Annotated in this window: 25 protein-coding genes and 3 pseudogenes; 11 read left to right on the top strand and 17 right to left on the bottom strand. The window is 60.9% G+C overall.

Annotated elements, in window-relative coordinates; translation table 11 throughout:
- Positions 1–123 precede the first annotated feature (123 nt).
- Together VUG52_RS16615 and VUG52_RS16610 are read left to right on the top strand one after the other, a co-directional pair.
- Entirely contained in the window at positions 124–438 is a 315-nt protein-coding gene (locus VUG52_RS16615) for a hypothetical protein (protein ID WP_331831801.1), read from the top strand.
- A gap of 81 nt (positions 439–519) precedes the next feature.
- Positions 520–816, top strand: a pseudogene (locus VUG52_RS16610) (hypothetical protein).
- A 24-nt stretch (positions 817–840) separates the two neighbouring features.
- Here the strand turns inward: VUG52_RS16610 and VUG52_RS16605 are convergent.
- From VUG52_RS16605 to VUG52_RS16595, 3 genes are all read right to left on the bottom strand, one after another.
- The gene (locus tag VUG52_RS16605) at positions 841–978 is read right to left on the bottom strand and encodes a hypothetical protein (protein WP_331831800.1); all 138 of its coding nucleotides are present in this window, start codon (positions 976–978) and stop codon (positions 841–843) included.
- Positions 979–1,072: 94 nt separating this feature from the next.
- Positions 1,073–1,369 carry a hypothetical protein gene (locus tag VUG52_RS16600; RefSeq protein ID WP_331831799.1) on the bottom strand — a complete coding sequence of 99 codons (297 nt, stop codon included), beginning with the start codon at positions 1,367–1,369 and terminating at the stop codon, positions 1,073–1,075.
- Positions 1,303–1,551 (bottom strand): hypothetical protein, encoded by a 249-nt coding sequence (locus tag VUG52_RS16595; RefSeq protein ID WP_331831798.1) that lies wholly within the window; start codon positions 1,549–1,551, stop codon positions 1,303–1,305. The genes VUG52_RS16600 and VUG52_RS16595 overlap by 67 nt, the downstream gene beginning before the upstream one ends.
- A gap of 107 nt (positions 1,552–1,658) precedes the next feature.
- Between VUG52_RS16595 and VUG52_RS16590 the strand changes: the two genes are divergently transcribed.
- A complete protein-coding gene (locus tag VUG52_RS16590; RefSeq protein ID WP_331831797.1) occupies positions 1,659–2,741 on the top strand; it encodes a GTP pyrophosphokinase in 1,083 nt (360 codons plus the stop codon).
- A 90-nt stretch (positions 2,742–2,831) separates the two neighbouring features.
- Here the strand turns inward: VUG52_RS16590 and VUG52_RS16585 are convergent.
- Positions 2,832–3,200: pseudogene (locus VUG52_RS16585) on the bottom strand (helix-turn-helix domain-containing protein).
- Between VUG52_RS16585 and VUG52_RS16580 the strand changes: the two are divergent.
- Positions 3,195–3,522: pseudogene (locus VUG52_RS16580) on the top strand (transposase); the annotation flags it as partial. The pseudogenes VUG52_RS16585 and VUG52_RS16580 overlap by 6 nt on opposite strands.
- 121 nt (positions 3,523–3,643) lie before the next feature.
- Here VUG52_RS16580 and VUG52_RS16575 read toward each other — a convergent pair.
- The 3 genes from VUG52_RS16575 to VUG52_RS16560 all read right to left on the bottom strand — a co-directional run bounded on the left by VUG52_RS16575 (position 3,644) and on the right by VUG52_RS16560 (position 7,356).
- Positions 3,644–4,528 (bottom strand): hypothetical protein, encoded by an 885-nt coding sequence (locus VUG52_RS16575; RefSeq protein ID WP_331831796.1) that lies wholly within the window; start codon positions 4,526–4,528, stop codon positions 3,644–3,646.
- A gap of 1,574 nt (positions 4,529–6,102) precedes the next feature.
- Positions 6,103–6,432, bottom strand: coding sequence for a DHCW motif cupin fold protein (locus tag VUG52_RS16565; protein ID WP_331831794.1), 330 nt, complete (start codon positions 6,430–6,432; stop codon positions 6,103–6,105).
- Between the two features lie 108 nt (positions 6,433–6,540).
- A complete protein-coding gene (locus VUG52_RS16560; RefSeq protein ID WP_331831793.1) occupies positions 6,541–7,356 on the bottom strand; it encodes an alpha/beta fold hydrolase in 816 nt (271 codons plus the stop codon).
- 66 nt (positions 7,357–7,422) lie between these two features.
- Here VUG52_RS16560 and VUG52_RS16555 point away from each other — a divergent pair, with 66 nt between their 5' ends.
- Together VUG52_RS16555 and VUG52_RS16550 are read left to right on the top strand one after the other, a co-directional pair.
- Positions 7,423–7,725 (top strand): ArsR/SmtB family transcription factor, encoded by a 303-nt coding sequence (locus tag VUG52_RS16555; protein ID WP_331831792.1) that lies wholly within the window; start codon positions 7,423–7,425, stop codon positions 7,723–7,725.
- Positions 7,726–8,419: 694 nt separating this feature from the next.
- Positions 8,420–8,617 (top strand): hypothetical protein, encoded by a 198-nt coding sequence (locus tag VUG52_RS16550; protein WP_442964607.1) that lies wholly within the window; start codon positions 8,420–8,422, stop codon positions 8,615–8,617.
- An 89-nt stretch (positions 8,618–8,706) separates the two neighbouring features.
- On the opposite strand, the gene VUG52_RS16545 is transcribed toward VUG52_RS16550, so the two are convergent.
- The 5 genes from VUG52_RS16545 to VUG52_RS16525 all read right to left on the bottom strand — a co-directional run bounded on the left by VUG52_RS16545 (position 8,707) and on the right by VUG52_RS16525 (position 13,792).
- A complete protein-coding gene (locus tag VUG52_RS16545) occupies positions 8,707–9,750 on the bottom strand; it encodes a purine-nucleoside phosphorylase (protein ID WP_331831790.1) in 1,044 nt (347 codons plus the stop codon).
- A gap of 23 nt (positions 9,751–9,773) precedes the next feature.
- On the bottom strand, positions 9,774–10,733 hold the full coding sequence (locus VUG52_RS16540; RefSeq protein ID WP_331831788.1) for a nucleoside-specific channel-forming protein Tsx: 960 nt from the start codon (positions 10,731–10,733) through the stop codon (positions 9,774–9,776).
- A 336-nt stretch (positions 10,734–11,069) separates the two neighbouring features.
- Positions 11,070–11,255 (bottom strand): hypothetical protein, encoded by a 186-nt coding sequence (locus VUG52_RS16535; RefSeq protein ID WP_052895982.1) that lies wholly within the window; start codon positions 11,253–11,255, stop codon positions 11,070–11,072.
- Positions 11,256–11,552: 297 nt separating this feature from the next.
- Entirely contained in the window at positions 11,553–12,581 is a 1,029-nt protein-coding gene (locus VUG52_RS16530; RefSeq protein ID WP_331831787.1) for an alpha/beta fold hydrolase, read from the bottom strand.
- A 269-nt stretch (positions 12,582–12,850) separates the two neighbouring features.
- Positions 12,851–13,792 carry a LysR substrate-binding domain-containing protein gene (locus VUG52_RS16525; protein ID WP_331831785.1) on the bottom strand — a complete coding sequence of 314 codons (942 nt, stop codon included), beginning with the start codon at positions 13,790–13,792 and terminating at the stop codon, positions 12,851–12,853.
- A gap of 103 nt (positions 13,793–13,895) precedes the next feature.
- Between VUG52_RS16525 and VUG52_RS16520 the strand changes: the two genes are divergently transcribed.
- The 3 genes from VUG52_RS16520 (at position 13,896) to VUG52_RS16510 (ending at position 15,571) form a co-directional block, all read left to right on the top strand.
- Positions 13,896–14,600 (top strand): SDR family oxidoreductase, encoded by a 705-nt coding sequence (locus VUG52_RS16520; RefSeq protein ID WP_331831784.1) that lies wholly within the window; start codon positions 13,896–13,898, stop codon positions 14,598–14,600.
- 78 nt (positions 14,601–14,678) lie between these two features.
- Positions 14,679–15,170, top strand: a complete 492-nt coding sequence (locus tag VUG52_RS16515; protein WP_050706290.1) for a GNAT family N-acetyltransferase — start codon at positions 14,679–14,681, stop codon at positions 15,168–15,170.
- A gap of 47 nt (positions 15,171–15,217) precedes the next feature.
- The gene (locus VUG52_RS16510; protein ID WP_220689834.1) at positions 15,218–15,571 is read left to right on the top strand and encodes an SH3 domain-containing protein; all 354 of its coding nucleotides are present in this window, start codon (positions 15,218–15,220) and stop codon (positions 15,569–15,571) included.
- A gap of 2 nt (positions 15,572–15,573) precedes the next feature.
- Here the strand turns inward: VUG52_RS16510 and VUG52_RS16505 are convergent, their stop codons facing one another.
- Positions 15,574–16,134, bottom strand: a complete 561-nt coding sequence (locus tag VUG52_RS16505; RefSeq protein ID WP_331831783.1) for a cysteine hydrolase family protein — start codon at positions 16,132–16,134, stop codon at positions 15,574–15,576.
- A 614-nt stretch (positions 16,135–16,748) separates the two neighbouring features.
- Between VUG52_RS16505 and VUG52_RS16500 the strand changes: the two genes are divergently transcribed.
- The gene (locus tag VUG52_RS16500; protein WP_028691846.1) at positions 16,749–16,940 is read left to right on the top strand and encodes a hypothetical protein; all 192 of its coding nucleotides are present in this window, start codon (positions 16,749–16,751) and stop codon (positions 16,938–16,940) included.
- A 121-nt stretch (positions 16,941–17,061) separates the two neighbouring features.
- On the opposite strand, the gene VUG52_RS16495 is transcribed toward VUG52_RS16500, so the two are convergent.
- Positions 17,062–17,979 carry a LysR family transcriptional regulator gene (locus VUG52_RS16495; RefSeq protein WP_331831781.1) on the bottom strand — a complete coding sequence of 306 codons (918 nt, stop codon included), beginning with the start codon at positions 17,977–17,979 and terminating at the stop codon, positions 17,062–17,064.
- Between the two features lie 101 nt (positions 17,980–18,080).
- Here VUG52_RS16495 and VUG52_RS16490 point away from each other — a divergent pair, with 101 nt between their 5' ends.
- The gene (locus VUG52_RS16490) at positions 18,081–18,842 is read left to right on the top strand and encodes a sulfite exporter TauE/SafE family protein (protein WP_050706287.1); all 762 of its coding nucleotides are present in this window, start codon (positions 18,081–18,083) and stop codon (positions 18,840–18,842) included.
- A 1-nt stretch (position 18,843) separates the two neighbouring features.
- Here VUG52_RS16490 and VUG52_RS16485 read toward each other — a convergent pair whose 3' ends face one another.
- From VUG52_RS16485 to VUG52_RS16475, 3 genes are all read right to left on the bottom strand, one after another.
- Positions 18,844–20,262: a GGDEF domain-containing protein gene (locus VUG52_RS16485; protein WP_262950086.1), complete on the bottom strand. Its 1,419-nt coding sequence runs from the start codon at positions 20,260–20,262 to the stop codon at positions 18,844–18,846.
- Positions 20,263–20,377: 115 nt separating this feature from the next.
- Positions 20,378–22,207, bottom strand: a complete 1,830-nt coding sequence (locus tag VUG52_RS16480) for an SLC13 family permease (protein WP_262950085.1) — start codon at positions 22,205–22,207, stop codon at positions 20,378–20,380.
- 275 nt (positions 22,208–22,482) lie between these two features.
- Positions 22,483–22,863: a glycine zipper domain-containing protein gene (locus VUG52_RS16475; RefSeq protein ID WP_050706284.1), complete on the bottom strand. Its 381-nt coding sequence runs from the start codon at positions 22,861–22,863 to the stop codon at positions 22,483–22,485.
- Between the last annotated feature and the right edge of the window lie 53 nt (positions 22,864–22,916).

Here is a 22,916-nt window from a genome sequence, read left to right as displayed (position 1 = left end):
AACAGGTCGATTGCTGTGGTCACATCGTGGTCCTTGCGTGCAGGCTCCGCCCTCGCCGGGGTGGCGGAATGTATGAGGGTGAGCTATTTCTTCAAGCGTTTATCGGAAAACAGGGGGTAGACGATGGCAATTGCAGCCTGGGGTGTGGTGCTGTTTTTTGCTTTTTCCTGGAGCTTAGGTGTAATCATCAATCCACAGTTTCGCGTGAAGGCGACACTCGCGGCTTTGATGCACTGGTGGGTGCTCATAGGCATCACGCTAATCACCGGCATAAGTGTCTTCCACCTGCTGTGGCTAATGCCGATTGCCATTGTCATCTGCACAGCGGTGATGATGGTTGAGCTGCGGCGGATCCGTACACGGGTGATGTCTATTTTCGCCAAATCTGCATTGCTGATCTGGCCTGCTGCGTTCTTTGTCGTCCAAGCCGCACGGTAAGTACGGTAAACGAAGGCGCTGGCGGGCAGCGCTGAAATGGGCTATTGCTTCCTTCTCCGTCAATTCACCAAGGAGCGTGAGATGAAGCGACTACTGATAGGTGCTTTGCTGGCGGCCTCAAGCGCGGCCCAAGCTGGTATTCCGCTGGTGAACGCCACCTGCCCAGGAAACATCGAGGTGCACGCCGACAAGGGCGGTCCGATCTACATCAATGGCAAGGAAGGGAATCTGAAGAAGTTCAACGACAACTACTTCGAAGCCTAGGACAGCGACGTGACTATCTCGCTATCGATCAACCCGGATGGCTCGCCTGATGTCTCGTATACCGGTAAGAACAGAGGCAACGGGGTCGGCCAGGTAAAAGGGGCGGACTTCTAAAGCGCTGCGGGCAGCGTAGTAGAGTCAATCGTAGGCTTCTTCGCTGTAGCGGATGTTGCCGACGTACACCTGCTCATATTCCACCTTGGTGCCGCCCGTGTACAGGTTCAACACCAGGGCCTCGGCGCCGTAAGCGCTGCCAAGAATCACGGACTTCTTCATGTCGGTTTCGCCAACGCGAAGTGAGTAGCATTCACCCTCGCCGATGAACGCCATCTGCACTTGGCAGGAATACTTGTGTACCTCCTCGTTGGCATCAGCATAGAGGTGCCAGTAGTCGGAGGTGGACGAGAAGCTCTGTGCCCTTCTCGATGATGAACGTCGGCGCCTCGCTACCATGCTTGTCGCGGAGGTGGCTGTCTTCGAAGGCTTTGGTGAGCTGGTCGATCAGCTCCGAGAGCTTGATGCGAGCAGGCAGCGGCTCAAGCACCTTGGCGAGCTTTTCCGTGATGGTCTGGCGTAGCGCCTGTTCCTGATAGTCATTGATCATCGCAGAGACGGTCTTGAGCACCAGATCCCCGTAGCGGCCCAGGCCCGCAATCTTGGTAGGCATGCGCCCGCCAGGCTCTCTTCCAGCAGCTTCTTGAATGGCGAATTCCAGTTGAATTGCTCTTGGATGGCGCTGGTGACCGCGCTTTGGACGTTCTTGTCGATGATCGGCTGCAACTTTTCCGGGCTAAGTGCGGTGACTACCGAGTCGGCTACGATTCCGTCGATGTTGATGTCGAGTTGCATGGTGTGTCTCCTGGGCACGCGCCGCCTCCGTGCTGGATGCGGCATGGTGGCAATTTGAGGCGGAATGGTTTTTACTACTCCAAATTCGTTCGTAATAGCAGGGGGGCGTGGCGTTGGAAGATATAGTAAAGAGGTATGAAGATAATAGGAGTAATTATCTATCTTTCTCAAATACTCTAAGCTCCCTTATTGAGCGTCTGCTTAAGCTGGAGTCGATTGAGATTCATTCCGTGAGCTATCGGTGTAAGACACTCGCAAGCCTTAAGGGCAAGGTTTCTAAAAAGAGAGTTTACAGCTCGCTTGACGAGGTTACAGATCTTGCTGGGATAAGGCTCATTACCCATTATGAGGATGATGTTGATCGTATAGCTAGGCTAATAGAAAATGAGTTTAAAGTTGATGCGGTTAACTCAATAGATAAACGGGTCGCAATGGATCCAGATAGATTTGGTTATCTGTCTCTGCATTATGTTGTTTCTCTAAATGCCGAACGTTCCGCGCTAAAAGAGTACAGATCATTTGCGGGTCTAAAGGCTGAGATACAAGTTAGATCAATACTTCAACATAGCTGGGCTGAAATTGAACACGATACTGGCTATAAGTCAGAGGTTGAGATACCTCGGCACATTAGGCGGCGATTTTCGAGGCTCGCGGGTCTGCTAGAAATCGCGGATCGTGAGTTCATAAATATCAGGGATGAACTGAAAGCGTACTCTGTCGAAGTCGCACAGGCAATGGAAAAATCTATTGCGGATCTTGATTTTTCTGATGAGCTACTATTGCCGATAGATAGGGTAACCCTTGAAAGTTTTGTCTCTTATGATCCAGTTGTTGCACGATTGGATGCTGCAATGGCAGATGCATTGGGGACCAAAATTGAGGGGTGGAGGGTTTTTGATTCAGTAGACATATCTCGCCTTTCTCATTTTAATATGGCTACGTTGGGTGATCTAAAGAAAACGCTGAGTTCCTATGAGTCGCTTGTGCTCAAAAGAATAAGCCAGGTGGCGGAGGATTTTGTCGTTCCAGCACAATTCCCTGTTGAGCATGGCATTTCCTTATATATGTTTATTCATGTGCTGATAGCCAAGCGAGTACCGGCTGAACATAGGGAAAATTATTTGAAGGAGCAAAATTTTGCGACAACAGAAGCTTTTTTGAAGCAGCTCGAAATTTTGGCAGCTGAATAATATCGACCATCTCCTGCGCTCGAGGTGGGCATATACCCTTAGTGAATGATTGACGCAGCAGTGTGTAGCGTGAGGGGGCTCGTGAGGGATTTAGACTTGGTGCTCGAAGACCTCGGCTTTGCGAAGGATTCGAGTCTGGGCAGTGCGCCGCTCGGGCGCTCTGCGGTCGTGGCGCAATGGGTCGCTGTCGTCGATGACCGCTTGCATAGCGATAAGGCCGGCGAGGGCGATGCATAGCGGGCTAATGATCTGCCGTCGCATGGCTTCGGCCACGGCGGCTGCTCGACGCGCTACGCCGAGCTTGAACATGGCGTTCTCGATGCGGTTGGCCACGGTGCCAGGTGTGATCTACATCTGCTGCGCAATCTGTTTGGCGGTCATGCCCTGGGCGATGCCAAGCAGCGCCTCTAGCTCGTGTGGAGCCAGCCCTTTGCCAAGGTGGCCTGTCCATGTGTCCACATCCCCTCGAACCGAGGTAGACCGCGCAAGCGCTGCCGCTGGCTCCTGGCCGACAAAGGCTATGACGCAGAATCCTTGCGGCAATACTGCGACCGCTATCGGATGCAGCCGGTGATTCTGCTGCGTGACATGAAGCGCAAGCCGAAGCCGGGCTTACCGCGCCTGTTTGACAGGCCCAAGTATCGGCAGCGGAACGCTATCGAAAGGCGATTTGGTTGGTTAAAGGAGCACCGCCGCCTGGCTAGCGGAAAGCTTTGCTGCGATGGTCAAGCTGGCTTGCTGGCGGCGGTGTTTACGACATTACTTTTCGTACAGTGCCTAGGGCACCGGGAAGGTGAAATCGTTTATCGTTGGTAAAAAAGAAAAATTAAGACGTAAACACCATATATTTATCGATAATAGGAACGCTCGTTACTAAAGACGAGAGCAGTTGGAATCAAGTCTCAATCATCATCCTGATCATATCTTGTCACTTCCAGTCTGTCTCTATACGCCCTCAGTGCATTGCTAACTGCATCTATTGTATATCCTCCAAGAAGGTCATCGAATTCATTAATTCCTAAGAACCCCCTAATAGCTATTATTATCTCACCCAAATCGAATGCAGCAAACGCAATCGCCTCAAAATCATCATCCTTGTTTGGAGCATGCAGCCTTACAGGCCTTGAAGCACTAGAAGTGTATTCAATAGTAATAAAATCCACATAATCAACCTCCAGTTCGCCAATCAGGTAAGACACTGCATAAATAAATTTATCAGCATTAAACCCATCCTCAGCCTGTCCCATCTGAGTGTGCATGACTTTACAAGAATCTTCTATTTTGCCCCAAAAAACCTCATCAAATTCACCTGCCCACTGGATCCGTCCATATCCACTTCCAGGAAACAGCCTAGCGTACAGCCTGTAGGTACTTAGCCCCACGTTTGTAGATCCACCAACATTGTGTTTCGCAATAAACCCATCAAGTACTTTTTCGAAGCTTTCACGATGCTTTAAATAGTTTCCAAATCTATTGTTTTTTATAGCCTCACCGTACTGCTTTGAAGCCAGATCTATCTGAAGCGCCGCTTCCATTGACCGATGTATAGCTGCTGGCATGGCCACCAAAGGTAAAGACAGCCCGGCAATGGTGATAGGGAACTTGAAATGCCCAACGAAATTCTGGACACAGCGAGAGGATATGCAGGCCTGCCCCAAATCCGACCCCCAGCCGATCAATCCAGCCAAGATCGCACCAGACAGCACCGGCAATAGCAATGCCCACCAAAACAAAGAAGTTTTAATCAAATGTTTATGGCTGCCAACATCCTTCCTCAGGTAACTCATTTCGCACCACCCAATTCATTTTTCGAACAACAAACTATTTAATAATATTTTTATCGAAAGCAGACTAAGCGCTTCCATTGTGCGTAGCACGTCACGACGCTGCTGTTCATTCAGCAACCGAAACAATTCTAAAACCTACGCTCAAGGCAAATTTTCTCCTCCATGATTAGGGTTAGTACAAAATTCGCCGAGCGGCGATCAGGCAAGGCGAAAACAGGTGAGGAAGCGAGTTTACTGGTTGTAAATGAGAATTCCGAGCCTGTTTCTAACACAGCATGATCGCCGCGCAGGCACTTTTCGTACAAAGCCGAGAGCAAACGGCTGGGCCAGCTTGTACAGGTCAAGAAGCGCGTAGTCCTTTCAAGGTTCAGCACCGGCCGAGATCAGAGAAAGCTCAACGGTGTAAGCCATTACAAGGTACTCGTCTGACAGCGACCCACGAGCAACCTCATTAAGCTTTTGGATCAGTGGTTTTGCCATAGCAACCCTTAAATAGCCATACACAGTTCAAGGAATCCTAGATCGTGTCGGCCAATAACTCCACAACTTTGCGATCACCATCCCCGTGCGGATGCAGCAATCCGTTCATGACTCATCTTTCTGTTACCGACCGTGAGCGGCTGGAAGAGGTTGCCGCCTCTGAAATGCGCTCCTTAGCGGCAATGGCTCGGTTGCTGATTTTTCAAGGTATGAAAAATCACAAGAAGCTTAAGTAGGACGAAGCCTACTCGCGTGGAATCACTGAGAGAAACCAGAGAACATTAAACGCCCAGTTCTAGGTTCGGGCGCAATCGCTGCTGGAAGCAGCAGGAGTGTCACCAAAGACGCCAGCAGGCGCATCTATCTGAGCTCCATTGATGAAATCACCATCTATCAGAAGCGCGGCAGGTCTAACCGCTTCACGGTGGTCATTCGTGGTGACGACGGCAGAGAGCTTGGCTCAGTCAGGACCGGTAGCCTGGAGCGAGCACAGCGATTTAGCGATGCGCTGACCTACCTGAAAGGCTCGGCAAGCCCGAAACCCTAGCCCGCGCATGCAGCGGGCTGGCGTTGATGGAGTGGTCTCCATCAGAACTGCGATGCAAACGTCAACGATACGACTTCGAAGTGCCTGCCATTACGGGATGCTGACAAAAGCCCCTCTTCGGCAGACATTCGCTTCCCTGCTTGCTTTCCCTCAAAGCCAAATCGCCTCAGTGATACAGAAGGGGGGTTACAGCAGAAGTATTTCCGGGTACTTTCCCGTTTTTCAGGAGAACCCCACGTGATTGTTCATGGAGTTGAGTACCACTTCTGCACGGCCTCAAGTGTCACTCTAGGCCACGATGGCCTGGGGCTTGAGTGTGTCCGCGGCGACCAGATCATTTTCGAGATCTTTCGTAACGACGAGACACTCAGATTCGAGGTGACGCTGTTCGAGCGTGACGTTCCTTTGGAGCTGCTCGAGTATGCAGTGCCCGTTGCCCGGGAACTACTTGGTAATTTCGACCCTTTCGTCCCAAGCTAATCCCGGCGTTGCCGGATGGGTTCATACCGAAGCGCAAGCATAGAGCCTGAGTCCAGATCGTTCAGGCTCAGTCCACAATAAAGAGCTTGGCTCCAGTAGCCGTCGACGACCGGTGCGCCTCCGCATCGCCCCCCACTTGATAGCTCATGCCCGGCTGCAAGGTGAAAGTCCGACCATCCTCCAACTCGGTCTCCAGCCGACCTTCCAGGCAGAACAGAATATGACCCTTCCGGCACCAATGATCGGCCACATATCCTGGGGTGTACTCAACCCATCGAACCCGAACTTCCCCAAACAGACAGGTTCGCCAATACGCCGTACCGTTCTCGCCCGGATAAGCAACAGGATCGATTTTTGACCAGTCCGTAGTACCAAATGGGATTGCTGTCAGCTCCATGACAACCTCGCAGAAACAGTGAGGCCAGAACCGTACCGATGAAATCGCTCTGTCGATAGGCACAGACCGCTGGGAATTTGGACATACAGACAGTCCAGCGAACCAGCCTCAGGGGCCAAGCTGCTTCAACACCGCCGCCACAATCGCTTCCGGCCTGTCTTCCTGCATCAAGTGGCCTGAATTCTCTACTCGCACGCAGGGCTGTCGGGAGATAAGCCCAGCAAGACGCTCCCCTTGGGAATAGGGAATCCAGTCGTCCTCCGAGCCCCAAAGCACCGATACGGGGCAATCCAGCTTCCCGTAAATCGGTTCGATTTCGTCGGTGTAGCGCTGATTCATCTGTGCGATCTGCCTGTAGAAGGCAGCCTGGCCAATCGGCCCCAGCCATGGGGCGCTGTACGCTTGCAGGGCTTCGTCACTGAGGGGATTGGCCGCAGCGGTTTGCAGATAGGCTGCCAGCAGCGCCCGGTGCATGTAGTCGGGCATCCCGGCAAAGGCGGCCTCATGTTGACGGACATGCTGAACGAAAGGAGAGCCCCAGGGTGCCAGGGCTACGGCATCGAAAATGGTGAGGGATGCATAGCGCAGACCGTTCAGGTAATAAGCGCGCAGTGCTGTCGCGCCTCCAAAGTCATGGGCCAGGACGTCAGGTCGCTCGATGCCCCATTCCTCGAAAAGCGCAGCCAAGACGTTGTTCTGCATCGCCAATGAAACGTCCTGGCCCTCTCTCATTTCAGACAGGCCATAGCCAACCAGGTCGAAGTAATACACGGTCCTGCGGTCAGCGAGATGAGGTATGACGCGCCTCCATACCTGCGAAGAGAAGGGGGTGCCATGGATGGCAACCAGCGGCGTGCCGGTCCCTATTTTCCCCCATCTGACGGTGTTGCCTTCGATGCTCGATGCGTAGGGTAGATCCAACATGGGCTCACCTCACATTGTCATTTAGCTAAATGACTATATGATGCAGGCATGGACAGATCAATACAGATGAAAGCGATGAGCAGTGAGGTTCGCATGGCGATCCTTCGCCTGCTCGCAGCGCCTCGTGACCACTTCGCTGAACAATGGTCGGCAGACCCCGTCGAGTTCGGCGTCTGCATGACCCTTATCGCAAGTGCGCTGGGTATCGCCCAGCCAACAGCGAGCCGGCACCTTGAGATTCTCAGGCAGGCGAGGTTCATCTCGGTTTCAAAGCAGCAAAAATGGTCGTATTGCAAGCGTAACGATGCCGAGATTCTCGGGTACCTGGAGTGGCTCAGGATTGAGTTGTCGCTGGGTGGATGTGTCTAGCAATTTTGCTTCGCTGGTGCCGCGCAGCACCGCAGGCGATCCGCTTCACCGCAAACCAAACAAGGAGAGTGAGTGCCAATGGGCAAAAGGTTGGAAAAGGTCCGAGAGTGGCTCACGCCACGCAGGCGCATCTGGGCAGGCGTAGGTCTGTTAGCCGCGTTTTTTTTGATTCCGGCAGTCAGTTCAGGAACGACGGTGGATTGGTTGATAGGGCCAGCAGCCGTTTTCCTCATAGGCGGCCTCATGCCCGAGCCGACCAGAAGACAATAAAGCGCTGGCGCGCATCTCTCCTATGGAACAACACGTAAACCATTGATTTAGCTTGGCCCTGTGGGAGCGGGTTTACCCGCGAAGAATCCAGCGCGGTGTATGGCACCGGCTCCGCCGGTGTTCGCGGGTAAACCCGCTCCCACAGAGATAACAGTTCCCTGCGCGACAGTGCAGCTCCAAAGGGCTGGGCGATCTCTCATTTACTTCTCGTCCTCTGTATGGACCGGCTACATGGTCCTCCCAGTCGTACCTCCAGTTGGAGAGCAATTCCCACTGCTCTTGGCGTAGGGCCGCCTGGTGCATCACGCTGGATTGGCGAACAAGCTCAGTTGAGCTCAGTTGAACCGCTGACTTCCTTTGCTGATGGCATGTTGCTACATTCCGCACCGCCCATTTCCAAGGATTGAAGCTCAACATGAAACCAATGCTTTTTCTGGCAGTTATTGCGACCAGCGCTGTTTTGAGCGGCTGCGTTGTCCAAAGCTCCTACAGTAAGACCATTGCTGTCACGAAGGATGCCGAGGGAAAAGTCGTGCAGACCGTTGAAACCGAGACTGTTGTGCAGCCTGGTCAGGGCTACCCAATGCGCCTTCAGTTGATCAAAGGCATTCAGCCAAACTGATCATTGCCCGCGTGTAGAACCCGCCATCCGGCGGGTTTTTAGTCCAGGCGTCAGCTGCTGCTGGTTGGATGCCGAGTGGGGTGATGCGCTCAAACTTCCGGTATCCCTTTTTCCCAGGCTGCCCAATTCGTCAGAATCTCCTGCACCAGCGGATTGGCAGTCCGGTAGAGATTCTCCAGTGCCGGAACAAAACCGCCCTGGTCGGCATACTTGAGCAGGTTCTCAACCTCGCTGCCCCCCGGTTCAGGCCGATCAAAATCAGATCCCGCCCGCACCACCGCCACCCGCTGCACATCCACCAACCCTTCACGACTGGCCCGCAGCAGCGCTTCATAGGTGGAGTTATCTTCCTGCTGTGTCGTGCAGTACTCCCCTTTGTTATCCGTCAGCAACCGAGTCCAGACCTCGGCCCGCTCACTCAGGCGCGTCCCGGAAAACCAGGTGTTGCCCGCCACGGTGTCACACCGGGTCACCACCGGCGGCTGGTTGGCCGGCGCCATCGGGTACTTGAGCCGCCAGGCCGCCGACTCCTTGCTCTCGCTCAGGCTCACCCCGTGTGACAGGGCATAGGCCTTGGCCTGCAGCTTCGGATTGAGCTCGAAGACCTCGGTCTTGTAGTCCAGCGGCGGCTTCTCGTTCGGCCCCTTGGTGTTGATCCCCAGGTAGCCCGTCGGCCAGTCCTTGGGCGCATCCCGTGAGTCCAGCTCCCACTGGGTGCCGAATTCCACCAGGTAATGGGCCCAGGCGGTGGTGCCGAGGGTCCCGTATTTCGGGTTGATCCCGGCAATTCCCGCGACCAGGAAGTAGCTCTTGCGCAGGTCGAACCTTGGCGACAGCGCCAGTGCCAGGGTCGAGGCTGCGGCGTTGGTCTGGCCCATGCCGGTCACCAGCAGGCAGACGTCCTGGCTGTTGCAACGTATCACTGGATACTCAGCCGACAGGCCCGGCACACGCACCTCCTGCTTCAGCTCCAGGCGCTCGATCCAGTGCTGGGCCTCGGGGGCGAACATGGCGATCAGCATCACCTTGGGTTTGATTGGCGGCGCAGCCGTCTCGCCGGCCTGGGCCGGCGAGGTGAGCAGGATGCCGCAGGCCAGGCCCACGGCGAGGGAAAGACGATGCATCGGGTGCATGCGAGCCTCCATGGCGCAAGTGATCAGAACTGGTAGCCGACCCCGGCGTAATACCCCCAGCCATCGGACCGGCCGCGGAAATCGCCGTCGCCGAAGTTCAGCTGGCTGCCGTCCTGCCAGTTGCCGCCATTGTGGAAATGGCGGCCCACCAGGGTGAAGCGCAGGTGGGTGAAGGCGTACAGCAACACGTTGGTGGATACCGTGGCATTGGCCGTGCGGTTGGGGTTGTCCTTGTGCAGGTCCGAGCCGAAATCGAAGTTGGTGAAGCCGATATAGGTCAGCGAGGCGCCGTTGTCGAACTTGCCGAGGGGCACGATGTACTTGAGCTGGGCCCGGTAGCCGTCCCACGAGTACTCGTTGCTGGCTCCGTAGTTTTCCCACTGGTAACGGCCGTAGAAGTTGGCCGACAGGTTGACCCGTGAATGGGTGTCGATGTCGGTGCCCAGGCCGCTGTACAGGGTGTTGGCGCGGTTGGCGCTGTTGCTGCCGTGGTCGTAGATCCAGTCGAAGGCCACATACCACTCCTTGAACGGGCCGACGGCCAGGCTGCGGCCGGCCAGGTAGTCGATGGAGATCCGCGGCTCGTGCTCCATGAACAGCGGCGAGCCGTGGTCCCACGCGCCTTTGTCATGGCTGTTGCCGATGTCGAGGATCTTCGGGATGTCGATGTAGCCGTACAGCTCGAACGGCCCCTTGCGGCCGAAGTACTCGTATTCGAGGTAGATATCGTCGACAGGGCGGGGGCCGAAGCTGATGTCCTTGGTGCCGATCAGGGTGAAGTTCTGGTTGTACCAGTCCGACAGATAGGGCCCCGATTTGGTCGGTGCGGCGGCCGGGCTCAGGGGCTCGCCCTGGGCTGACTCGCTGGGGGGATTGTCCTGGGCCTGGGTGGTGACGCTGAGTAGTCCCGTAACAGCGCCCAGTAGCAAGGAGACAGCCAGGGGGGCGCGAGCCGCTGGGTGGAGGGAAGCAGGTTGACGCATTGAAAGTCCTTGTTCATGCGGTGGTAGCCCCAAGAGGCTGAGGTGAGCGAAAGCTTCGGCGATTGTTCGCTTAATTGTTTTGAGCAAACGTTTGCATACTCTGTACCAACCTGCCAGAGGTCTTTCAAATAAAGCTGAATCCGGGGTATTAGCTGACCTTCCGGTTAGAAAGCTGCACGGAAAATGGGCGAGGGATGGGGGCAGGCACACGCATGGGGCGGTCTTGCTGCGCAGGTAATGGGGAGTTGATTGAACGCGGGTGGTTTAAGCGATGGGCTTGCGGCGTCTCATCAGAGGGGCGAGCCGCAAATCCATCGCCATCTTGCTGGCATCACTTCACTGCAGGGTCTCGGGCTTCCTCCCTTTGGAGGCCTCCTTCAATCCCTGTTCCATCCGCCCGATTATCTGCGCCAGTATCGCCGCTCTTTCCTGCTCTCCCGACGCTTTCATCCGTGCATGATCCCGCCGCAGGTTCAGCAGGCATTTCTGCAGTCCAAGCGCCGAGCTGTCGTAGTTGTCCATGTCGTTCTCGCTGGCCGTGGGCATCCGTGCCGTTGTAGGAAAGGCTCGACGGTATCAGGTCAATTCCCCAGCCAATACTGATTATTCATACACTGGATCACAAACACGTAGAAACGTCCTACAGCGACAAAAGAGCCGTCTTACAGGATGGCCGGGGTGAATGTTTCGACATGCGTCCGCTCATTTTTCGGCAGGCCCCGGAGTACAAGGCCTGTCACGGAACAGACGGGTTGCAGAGACAATCCGCGCATCCCGGCACCCGACACGCGCCGCCGAAACGATATGTTGCAATTGCCCTTACAGATGGTCCGCATCCACCACGGCCTTGACGAACGCCTCGGGCGCTTCCTGCGGCAGGTTGTGGCCGACGCCGCCGCTCACCAGGCGGTAGGCGTACTTGCCGGTGAAGCGCTTGGCGTAGGCCTCGGCCGGTGGATGCGGCGCGCCGTTGGCATCGCCTTCGAGGGCGATGGTGGGCACGCCGATGGCGGGGAAGGTGGCCAGCTTCGCCTCCAGCGGGTCGTAGCGGGTCTCGCCCTGGGCCAGGCCGAGCCGCCAGCGGTAGTTGTGCACGGTGATGGCGACCTGGTCGGGGTTGTCCAGGGCCTTGGCGCTGCGCTCGAAGGTGGCGTCGTCGAAGGCCCACTGCGGCGAGGCGGTCTGCCAGATCAGCCGGGCGAAGGCGTGACGGTTGCTGTCGTAGCCGGCGCGGCCGCGCTCGGTGGCGAAGTAGTACTGGTACCACCACTGCAGTTCGGCGCTGGGCGGCAGCGGGGCCTTGGCGGCTTCCTGGCTGCTGATCAGGTAGCCGCTGACCGACACCAGCGCCTTGACCCGCTCGGGCCACAGGGCCGAGACGATATCGGCGGTACGCGCGCCCCAGTCGAAGCCGCCGAGCACGGCGCGCTTGATCCCCAGGGCGTCCATGAAGGCGATGACATCGCTGGCCAGGGCGGCGGGCTGGGCATTGCGCGGGGTGTTCGCGGAGAGGAAACGGGTGTCGCCGTAGCCGCGAGCATAGGGCACCAGCACCCGGTAGCCCTGGGCGGCCAGTTGCGGCGCCACCTGCTCGTAGCTGTGGATGTCGTACGGCCAGCCGTGCAGGAGGATCACCACCGGGCCGTCGGCGGGGCCTTGTTCCACGTAGGCGACGTCCAGTACGCCGGCCTGGACATGCTTGAGCGGGCCGAAGGGGGTGGACTGGCGGGCTGCGGCAGGCGAGCTGGTTTCCTCGGCCTGACTGGGTGTGGCAGCCAGCAGGGCCAGGGGCAGCAGGGCGCAGGCGAGCAGGGCTGAGCGGTTGAGGCGGTTGGCGGTGGCGAACATGGTGCATCTCCTTGGCGGGCCATCGGTGTGGGCTGGATGGCGTGTAGTTAAGGAGGTGGCTGTGTCCGGGGTGTGTCGGGTGGTGGTGGGGTGGACATTTGTGTGTATCGGGAGGCGGTTGGTACACAGAAAGCTACAAAAGGGCAGGGCTTCGTGAGCAGTTTCAGCTATCGGCGTGGGAGCGGGCTTGGCCCGGGATGCAGTGGATGGCACCGGCCAGGCCGGTGATCGCGGGGCAAGCCCGCTCCCACGCAGATCTCGCTAGTTCGCTACATCAGAGTGTTGAGATTTGGCCGTCCGTGGGTTTCATCGTTCGCCTGGGCCTGCAGCCAGCGCACCACCTGCTCGGCGGCTGAGCCTGCCTGCGGAGCATGCCCGGCGAGCAGATGGAAGCCTGCATCGCTGTGCAGTTCATGGCCTTTCAGGGCCAGTATCAGGGTGCCGGCCTTGAGGGCATTTTCCACCAGCAGTCGGGGCACCAGGGCGATGCCCATGCCTTGCTCGGCGGCCTCGATGGCGAGGATGGTCTGGGAGAACACCGGGCCGCTGAAGCGCGTGCCGGGCAGCGCGTAGTGATCGAACCAGCGCTTCCAGTTGTTGTGGCTGTCGGAGATCAGCGGCTGCTGCGCAAGATCCGCGGCTTGCCGCCAAGGGCGCTCGCCGCGCAACGCTGGTGCGCACACCGGCACCGCCACGCCGGGCAGCAGGGGCAGGGCGTAGGCGTCGGCGAAGGGCGGCACTCCCCAGCGCACGGCCAGGTCCACGGCGCCCTTGCCGCTCAACGGGCGGGTACTGTCGGAGGCATCGATCATCAGTGCCACCTGCGGGTGGGCCTGGGCCAGCAGGCCCAGGCGCGGGATCAGCCAGCGGCTGGCGAAGGCGGGGGTGGTGCTGAGCAGGATCTGCCGGGGATCACGCTGGCTGTCGCGCTCCAGCAGTTCGCCGGTGGCGTCCTCGATGATGTCCAGCGCCAGGCGCACGCGGGTCAGGTAGTCGGCGCCGTCCCGGTTGGGCCGCAGGCCCCGGGGCAGGCGCTCGAACAGTGGACGGCCGAGCTTGTCCTCGAGGGTGCGTACCTGCTGGGCGACGGCGCCGGGGGTGACGTGCAGCTCGTCGGCGGCAGCGCGGAAGCTGCCCAGGCGGGCGGCGGCCTCGAAGGCCACCAGGTGGTTGACGATGGCGGGGGCGTTGCGTCGTTTGGGCGCGCTCATCCAGTAGATTTCCTGCAGGCTGCTGCCAGTATTTGTGATTGGTGCGGTCAGCCGGATTCTGGCTTCATGGGCCTACTTGATCAACTCCCCGAAGGAGCAGCATATGTCTTCGCAGAAAGTCGCAATCATTACCGCAGGTGGCAGTGGCATGGGTGCCGAGGCCGCACGGCGGCTGGCCGCCGATGGCTTCAGGGTGGCCATTTTGTCGTCGTCCGGCAAGGGCGAGGCGCTGGCGGCCGAGCTGGGCGGCATCGGCGTGACCGGCTCCAACCAGTCGGTAGAAGACCTGCAGCGTCTGGTGGATACCGTGATGCAGCAATGGGGGCGGGTCGATGTGCTGGTGAACAGCGCAGGCCACGGGCCGCGTGCGCCGGTTCTCGAGCTGAGTGACGACGACTGGCACCGTGGCATGGAGGTGTACTTCCTCAACGTGGTGCGCCCGACCCGCCTGGTGACGCCGATCATGCAGCGCCAGGGCGGCGGCGCCATCATCAACATCTCGACCTTCGCCGCCTTCGAGCCGGATCCGGCGTTCCCCACCTCCGGGGTGTTCCGCGCCGGGCTCGCGGCCTTCACCAAGCTGTTCGCCGACCGTTACGCGGCCGAGAACATCCGCATGAACAACGTGCTGCCGGGCTTTATCGACAGCCTGCCGGAGAAAGCGGAATTCCGTAGCCGGATTCCCATGGAGCGGTACGGCAAGGCCGAGGAAATTGCGGCCACCGTCGCCTTCCTGGCCTCCGAGGGCGCGGGCTACATCACCGGGCAGAACCTGCGGGTCGATGGCGGCATCACCCGTTCGGTGTAACTGGCGTGGCGGGCATACAGCTGGGCGGCGACTTCCGTTAGCATGTCGTCCCTGTTTCCCGCTATCCGGATCCGCCCCATGAGCACCCCGATGTTCCGCCAGGCCACGGCAACCGACGTGGACCGTTGCTACCAGATCGAAACCAGCGCCTACGAAGGCGACGAAGCCGCCACCCGCGAGAAGATCGCCACGCGCATCGCCCAGTACCCGGAGGGCTTCCTGGTGCTGGAGGCCGATGGCCAGGTGATCGGCTTCATCAACAGCGGCTGCGCCGACCAGGTGGTGATGTCGGACGAGGCCTTCAAGGAGCTGGTCGGGCATGATCCGCTGGCGCCCAACGTGGTCATTATGTCGGTGGTGCTCGACCCTGCGTTCCAGGGCCTGGGCCATGCCAGTCGGCTGATGGCGCGTTTCGTCGAACAGATGCGCGAGCGCGGCAAGGCGACCATTCACCTGATGTGCAAGGAGCGGCATGTCGGGCTGTACGAGAAGATGGGCTACGCCTATGTACGCCCGTCGGCCTCCGATCATGGTGGCATGGCCTGGCACGAAATGATCATGGTGCTCTGAAGGGCCTTCGACTAGCATCGACGCTTTTCGCAGCCAGGGAGAGGCCTGTGAACTACGTCGTGATTGCCGCACACCGCAGTGAGTATCCTGCGCCCATCACCTTCGCCCGAGGCACGCTGCTGGACATCGGCCAGCGTTACGAAGGCGACGAGCACTGGGAGGACTGGTACCTGTGCCGTTGCCAGGGCCAGGAGCCGGGATGGGTGCCCGGCCAGCTCATCGAGCGGCTTGGCGTTGGCCGGGGCAGGGCGGTGGAGGCCTATTCAGCCCATGAGCTGGACGTCGACCCCGGCCAGTCGCTGGAGGGCCTGCGGCCCCTGAACGGCTGGCTCTGGTGCCGTCGGGCTGGCAACGGGGAGCTGGGCTGGGTGCCGCTGGCGAAGCTGCGCCTGCAGGACTGAGCTCAGGCCACGGCCAGTACAGCCGCGCTGTCGAGAATCCGCGCATAGTCCATGGCCAGGTTGCCCAGGGCCAGGGCATGGACATCCTCCGCCGGCCACAACCGACCCTGCAGGTCGTGCTGGTCGAAGGTGTAGCAGGCATCGGCCACCACCACCGTATCGAAACCCAGGTTGCCCGCCGAGCGCGCGGTCGACTCCACCGAGTTGTTGGTGATCACGCCGACGATGACCAGTTGGCTGATGCCGCGCTGGTGCAGCCAGCGTTCAAGGCCACTGTTGCAGAAGGCGTCGGGCACGTGTTTTTCGAACACGGTCTCGCTGGCCCGCGGGGTGAAGGCGAGCTGGAACTCGCAACCGGGCTGGCCAGGCCAGAACACTGAATCCGGATCGCGGGAGATGTGCCGCACGTGTATCACCGGACGGGTGCTTGCGCGCCAGGCGGCGAGCAGTTCGCTGATGCGCTGTTCGGCTTCGGGGTTGTTGCGACGGCCCAGGCGTGGGTGGTTGATGCCGTTCTGCATGTCGATGATCAGCAGGGCGGCGTTGCTGGCGGGCGCGGTCATCTCCGGGAGTTCTCCTTGTCTGGGCTTTGGACCGTAGCACAGGTGTGTTGCCTGCGCAGATGTCATCGCGGGGCAAGCCCGCTCCCACGCCGATCGCCTTAACCTCGCGTCGTTTACCCGTGGGAGCGGGCTTGCCCCGCGATGGGAGAAATCATCATCTGATATGCTTTTTTTCCAAGAATCTGAATCTGTAACCGTATCAGCCACTGCCGGACAATACGTCCAGGCCCAGCCTTCCAACCCGGTGTGCGCTGGGCAGGCTGCCCCGCTGCACTGCCGCAGCGGCCAGCCCCGCCGTTACGTCATCACACTGTAGAGGTTCCGATGGGCAAGCTCGCGCTGTTTCTGGGTGGTTTTCTGCTGCTGACTATCATGATTGGCCTGCTGGGCACCATTCCGCCAAGCTGAGCCGTAAAATTTTCCTGTCCCGGCCCGCCTGGCGCAATGGCGGGCCAGACCCTTCCCCAAGATTTTCCCGCCCCCAGGCCGCAGTCGTCTAGACAAGCGGTAGCTGCAAGTCGTTCTCAAGTACAAGTCGCTCGTGTAATCTCCCGCCCCCAATCCCAGGGCCCGGGTACACGGGCCGTTTACTTGCCTTGGAGACAATACACACTATGGAATGCAAGAAAGGCACTGCAGCGATGCTGGAGTGGCGCGGTCGTTTTCTCGGTGAGGGCATCCTTCACGAAGCGGACTACGATCAGGCACTGCGCCGTGCCGAAGAGTTGGAGCGTTCCGGTGTGATCAGCGCAAGCGAATGGATCGAGTTGGTCAAGCTGGCCAATGCGGCCTTGCTGCGCTTGTAAAAATTCCTTCAAGGCTTGCAGAAACTGTCCACAAAAATCGTGGGTAGGTCTGTGGATAAAGCGCTACAGGCCATGGTTTTCAGGGCCTCTGTTAGATTGAGCAGAAATTGAGCAGCCCTGTTCAGGGCTGTTCAACACTCCGCGCGCCTGCCTCGCGCAGGGTCTGCAGCAGCTCACGGACCTTCGCCGGCAGGTCGCCGGCCGGGTACACGGCGTGCATCTGCGGGTCCTGCCCGGTGCTGGATGTCAGGTGGTAGCCGGGGCAGACCCGCACCAGGCGCCCGGCACGTACCTCCGGCTCCCCCAGCCAATCCGCCAGCCGGGCGATACCGGCTCCCGCCAGGGTACTTTGCAGCACCGCCACCCCCGAGCCCAGGCGCAGCCGTGGTCGCGGGCGCAGGCTGACGATGTGTCCGTCCTTGCTGAAATGCCAGGCCTTCAGGATGCGCGGCGCGGTGTGCAGGATCAGCGTATGCCGCTCGAGGTCTTCCAGCACCTGCGGTGTGCCGGCCAATGCCAGGTACTGAGGGCTGGCGTAGAGATGGCGGCGGTAGCGCCATAGGGGATAGCCGATCAGCTCGCTGGACTGCGGGAAGGCCCCGCGGATCACGAAGTCCAGCTTGCCTTGCAGCGGGTCGAAGGCCTGGTCGCCGTACTGTACGTCGAGGGTGACGTGGGGGTGGTGCCGGGCAAACTCGGCCAGCACCGCCGGCAGCACTTGCTGGGCCAGCACCTCGGGCGCGGCCAGGCGGATCCAGCCCTGGGCGTCGCCGGTCAGCGCCGCCAGTTCGTCGGCGGCGTCCCGTTGCACATCCAGCAAGCGTTCGGCGTGGGGCAGCAGTCGCTCGCCAGCTTCGGTCAGCGATACCGAGCTGGTGCTGCGATTGAACAGCTTGGCGCCGCTGTTATCCTCCAGGGCCTGCACGGCCCGTGTTACCGCGCTGGGTGAGCGACCCAAGGCACGGGCGGCGCTGACGAAGCTGCGCTTGTGCGCGACGCTGACGAACGCCTGTATTTCACGCAGCATGTCCAGTGCCATCGCGAGGATCCTTATTGCAGTTTTCGCAATATGGCATTTCAACACAAGCGCGCCGCTTTGATTAGTCTGGCAGCCTGTTTTATGCCGCCCGGACCCCCGAGATGATGGATATCGCCCTGCTTTCACTGTTTGCCTTCGCCGCTGGCCTGATCGACGCCGCCGTGGGAGGCGGCGGCTTGATCCAGATCCCGGCGCTGTTCAACGTGCTGCCCAACGCCCAGCCGGCGGCGTTGCTGGGCAGCAACAAACTGGCCTCGGTGTGCGGCACCAGCTTTGCGGCGCGGTCGTTCATTCGCAAGGTCAAGCTGGACTGGGGGCTGATCGTGCCGGCGGCGCTGAGCGCCTTCGTGATGTCGTTCTGCGGGGCGGCCACCGTGTCGCTGGTGCCGGCCAGCGTGATGCGGCCGATGGTGCTGGTGCTGATCGTGCTGATGGCCATCTACACCTTCTGCAAGAAGGACTTCGGCACCTTGCACAAACCCAGGGTGATTGGCGGCAAGGAACAGTGCCTGGCGGTGCTGATCGGTGGCGCCATCGGCTTCTATGACGGATTGTTCGGACCAGGCACCGGCAGCTTCCTGATCTTCCTGTTCATCCGCTTCTTCGCCCTGGATTTCCTGCATGCCTCGGCCTCGGCCAAGCTGGTCAACATCGCCACCAACCTGGCCGCGCTGGTGTTCTTCATTCCGTCGGGCAATGTGCTGTGGGCCATCGCGTTGCCGATGGCGCTGTTCAACATCCTCGGTGCGTTGACGGGTACCTGGCTGGCGGTGCGCAAGGGGGCAGGGTTCGTGCGCGGTCTGTTCCTGGTGTTGCTGTGCGTGCTGATCGCCAAGCTGAGCTGGGACCTGCTGGCCGGCTGAGTCACACCACCTGGCGCTGCCCTTCGGCCTGCTCGACCCGGTTGCGGCCCTGGGCCTTGGCCCGGTAGAGCGCCTGGTCGGCGCTGGCCAGCAGTTCGTCCAGGCTGGGCGCGGGGGTGTCGGCGGCGCAGCCGCTTACGCCGATGCTCACGGTGATCCGCAGCGCCTGCCCGGGCTGCGCGATGTGCTGGTCCTGTACCGCCCGGCGCAGGCGCTCGGCGGTGAACCTGGCCAGCTCCGGCGCCAGCCCCGGGACGACGATGACGAATTCCTCGCCGCCCAGGCGGGCGAACAGCTCGCCGTCGTGCAACTGGTCCTGCAGGGTCGTGGCGAACTGGCGCAGCACCTGGTCGCCGACTGCGTGGCCATGCTGGTCGTTGATGGTCTTGAAGTGATCGATGTCGAGCATCATCAAGGTCAGCGGCGCTTGCTGGCGGTTGTCGAGCAGGGCGTGGGCGCGGCGGATGAAGGCGCTGCGGCTGAGGGTCCCGGTCAGGTGGTCGATGGTCGCCTGATGCGCCAGGCGCGCCATCAGGCTGCGGTTGGCGCTGCTGACGCAGGCCAGCACCAGCGGGCCGAGCACCAGCATGGCGATGCCCAGGCGCGCCGACATCAGGGTGGTGACCCCCGATTCGCTCTGCGGGATGCTGAAGTGCATGAGGTTCTGCGCCACGGCGACGATCAGCGTGCTGCCGGCGGTGAGCGCCAGCAGCGCCACCAGGAATGGTGAGTAGCTTAGCGCGCACCACAACAGCGCGGCGATCGGGAAGGCGATCGCCCCGGGGCCGCCGAAGAGGATGCTGACCGCCAGTGAGGCCAGCAGCACCAGCAGCGGTGCCAGGCGGATCGGCTGGCTGGCGCTGCTGTGGCCGCTCAGGGCGCGTGGCGAGGGGGCGGTGAGCAGCACGGGCAGGACCAGCACGCTGGTGGAGAACTGTTCACTGAACCAGGCAAGCCAGGTAGCGCTCAGCGATTGTTCGAACCAGGGCGTGGCCATCACGCAGGCCAGGCTGGCGGCGACAATGGCACCGACCGCGCAGGCGCCGAACAGGCACAGGGTGCCGTGGGGCGTGCGCAGGCGTCGATGCACGCGTGCCAGGCGGGCCATCAGGTACCAGATGCTGATGATGGCGCCGAGGTTGCACAGGTTGAACCACAGGGCTGGCTTCCAGGCACTGCCGCAGGCCAGGTCGGCGACCACCATGGCCAGGTAGATCAGGGCGAAGCCGGAGGGGGTGGCCCGGCGCGGATTGCGCAGCAGCACCCCGGCGAGCACCGCGTTCACCGGCCAGAACAGCGACAGCGATTCGATGGGGCGGGCGAGGATGCCGGCCAGGGTCAAGGCCAGGGTCAGGCCGAACAGACTCAGCAGGGGCAGCAGGCGCGACGGGGCTGGTGACACCATGGGCTCGACCGGCAAGCGAAGACAGAATCCAGGAAAACGGCTGTAGGCACCTGGGACGATAGTCTGTGAGTGTCTTTCAAGTCGCCAATTGATGTCAATTCGCCGCAAATCGCCTGGATCGTGCCGCCGACTACAGGCCGAACACCCACGGTACCATCAGCACGGTGACCAGCATCACCAGTAGGGTGAAGGGCACCCCGATTTTGACGAAGTCGGCGAAACGATACTGGCCGGGGCCCAACACCAGGGTGTTGACCGGCGACGACACCGGCGTCATGAACGCCGCCGACGCCGCCAGGGCCACGGTCATGGCGAACGGGTAGGGCGACATGCCCAGTTGGTGAGCGGTGCTGACCGCCACCGGGGCCATCAGCACGGCCGTCGCGGTGTTGGAGATGAACAGGCCGATCAGCGCGGTGAGGGCGAACAGACAGGCGAGGATCACGCTCGGCCCGGCGCCGCCGAGGGCACCGACCAGCGCGCCGACGGCCAGGTCGATGCCGCCGGTCTTCTGCAGGGCCAGGGCGAAGGGCAGCATGCCGACGATCAGCACCAGGCTCTGCCAGTGGATGGCGCGGTAGGCGCTGTTCATGTCGATGCAACGGCCGGCGCCCATCAGCAGGCAGCCGATCAAGGCGGCGATGACGTTGGGCACCAGGCCGCTGACCATCAACCCGACCATCACCGCCAGGCTGATCAGCGCGTAGGGCGCGCGGGCGCGAGCCGGGGCGACCTGGTCGATCTCCGCCGGCAGGCTCAACACCAGGAAGTCGCGGGGCTTGCCCTGCAGCTGGCGCACTGCCTTCCACGGACCAACCACCAGCAGGGTGTCGCCCAGGCGCAGCTTTTCTTCCACCAGCTGCCCTTCGATCGCCTGCTGGTCGCGGCGCAGGCCGACCACGTTGAGGTCATAGCGGGTGCGGAAGGTCAGCTCGAGAAGGGTCTTGCCGATCAGTTGCGAGCCCGGAGGCAGCGAGATCTCGGCCATGCCCACTTCCTGGGACTGGTCGATGAAATAGGCCGCCTTGAAGTGCAGGGGCTCGAGCAACATCGACTGGCACAGGCTGCGCAGGTCGTCGCGGTTGGCGAACAGGTCCAGCAGCAGCACGTCGTCCTGTTGCAACAGGGTACCGGAGTCGGCGGTGATCACCCGGGTGGTGAACTTGTGCTGGCGCTCGATGCCGATCACGTTGGCGCCGTGGCGGGTGCGCAGTTCCAGCTCGCCCAGGGTGTGGCCGATCAGCGGCGAATGGGGGCGGATGCGCAGGCGCCGCTCGCGGCCGCTGAGCTTGTAGTCCAGCACCAGATCGAGCAGGGTGCGGCGGCTCTCGACGCGGCCGTCCTTGCGTACCTCGCCGTTGAGCCAGTGGCGGGTCAGCAGCATGTAGCCGATGCCCAGCACCAGCACCACCAGGCCGAAGGGCGTGAAACTGAAGAAGCCGAAGCCGCTTTCGCCGTGGCGCACCAGCTCGCTGTGCACCACCACGTTCGGCGGGGTCGCCACCAGGCTGAGCATGCCGCTGATCAGGCCGGCGAAGCTCAGCGGCATCATCAGCCGGCTGGGCGAGAGTTGCAGGCGCGCGGCGATGCTCAGCACCACCGGGATGAAGATCGCCACCACGCCGGTGGAGCTCATCACCGAGCCCAGGCCGGCCACTGCCACCATCAGCAGCACCAGCAGGCGCGCCTCGCTGTTGCCGGCGCGCTCGCTCATCCATTCGCCGATGCGGTAGGCGATGCCGGTGCGCACCAGCCCTTCGCCGATCACGAACAGCGCGGCGATCAGCACCACGTTGGGGTCGCTGAAACCGGCCAGGGCCTGCTCGACGGTGAGAATGCCGGACAGCGGCAGCGCGAGGATCACCAGCAGCGCGACCACGTCCATGCGCGGACGGTTGATGATGAACAGGACGACGACGACGGCCAGCAGGCCTAGGACCCAGAGCAGCTCATGGTTCATGGGGAGGGGATGTTCCTTCACACAGGGGCACGAAAGGCGATGGCCCTAGTGTGGCAGCTTGACGCGAATGCGTCGTTGACGTGCTGCAGTGTTTTTCCGGGTGGTGACCAGGTGCGCGATGAGAGAGTGCTTGGGGGCGGATGTGTTGAAGCCAACTTTGTGGGAGCGGGCTTGCCCCGCGATGGCGGCTGACCTGGAGGCGATGTTGTCCAGGCTGACCTCATCGCGGGGCAAGCCCGCTCCCACAAGGCCCGCAGGCCCGTCCGTATTACTTGTTAGTGGCGATGCTTGTGCTTGCGGTTGTTGTCGCCCATGTGGTTGCCGATCGCACCGCCCGCCGCGCCGCCCAGGCCTGCGCCGATGGTCGAGCCGTTGGAGCCGCCGAGCTTGCCGCCGATCAGCGAGCCGCCGGCCGAACCCAGGCCACCGCCGATGGCGGCTTCGGTGCGGTTGCCCTTGCGTGCGCCCACCGCGCTGCCGGCCGCGCCGCCCAGGCCTGCGCCGATGGCCGCGCCGGTGCTGCCGCCGATCTGTTTGCCGACGACGTTGCCCAGGGCGCCGCCCAGGCCGCCGCCGATGGCCGCTGTGCCGTCACCGGCGAAAGCGCCCTGGCAGAGCAGCAGGCCGAGGGCGAGGGAAGGCAGAGTCAGACGCATGTTGTGAACCTCAGGGGAATCATCAGGGGTAGGGTGCCGCGTGGTCGGCGGCG

The sequence above is a fragment of the Pseudomonas sp. LH21 genome, from assembly GCF_036549575.1.
Lineage (GTDB): Bacteria > Pseudomonadota > Gammaproteobacteria > Pseudomonadales > Pseudomonadaceae > Aquipseudomonas > Aquipseudomonas peradeniyensis.
Note: the sequence above shows the minus strand (reverse complement) of the source record. Positions and strands in the feature narration are given on the sequence as shown.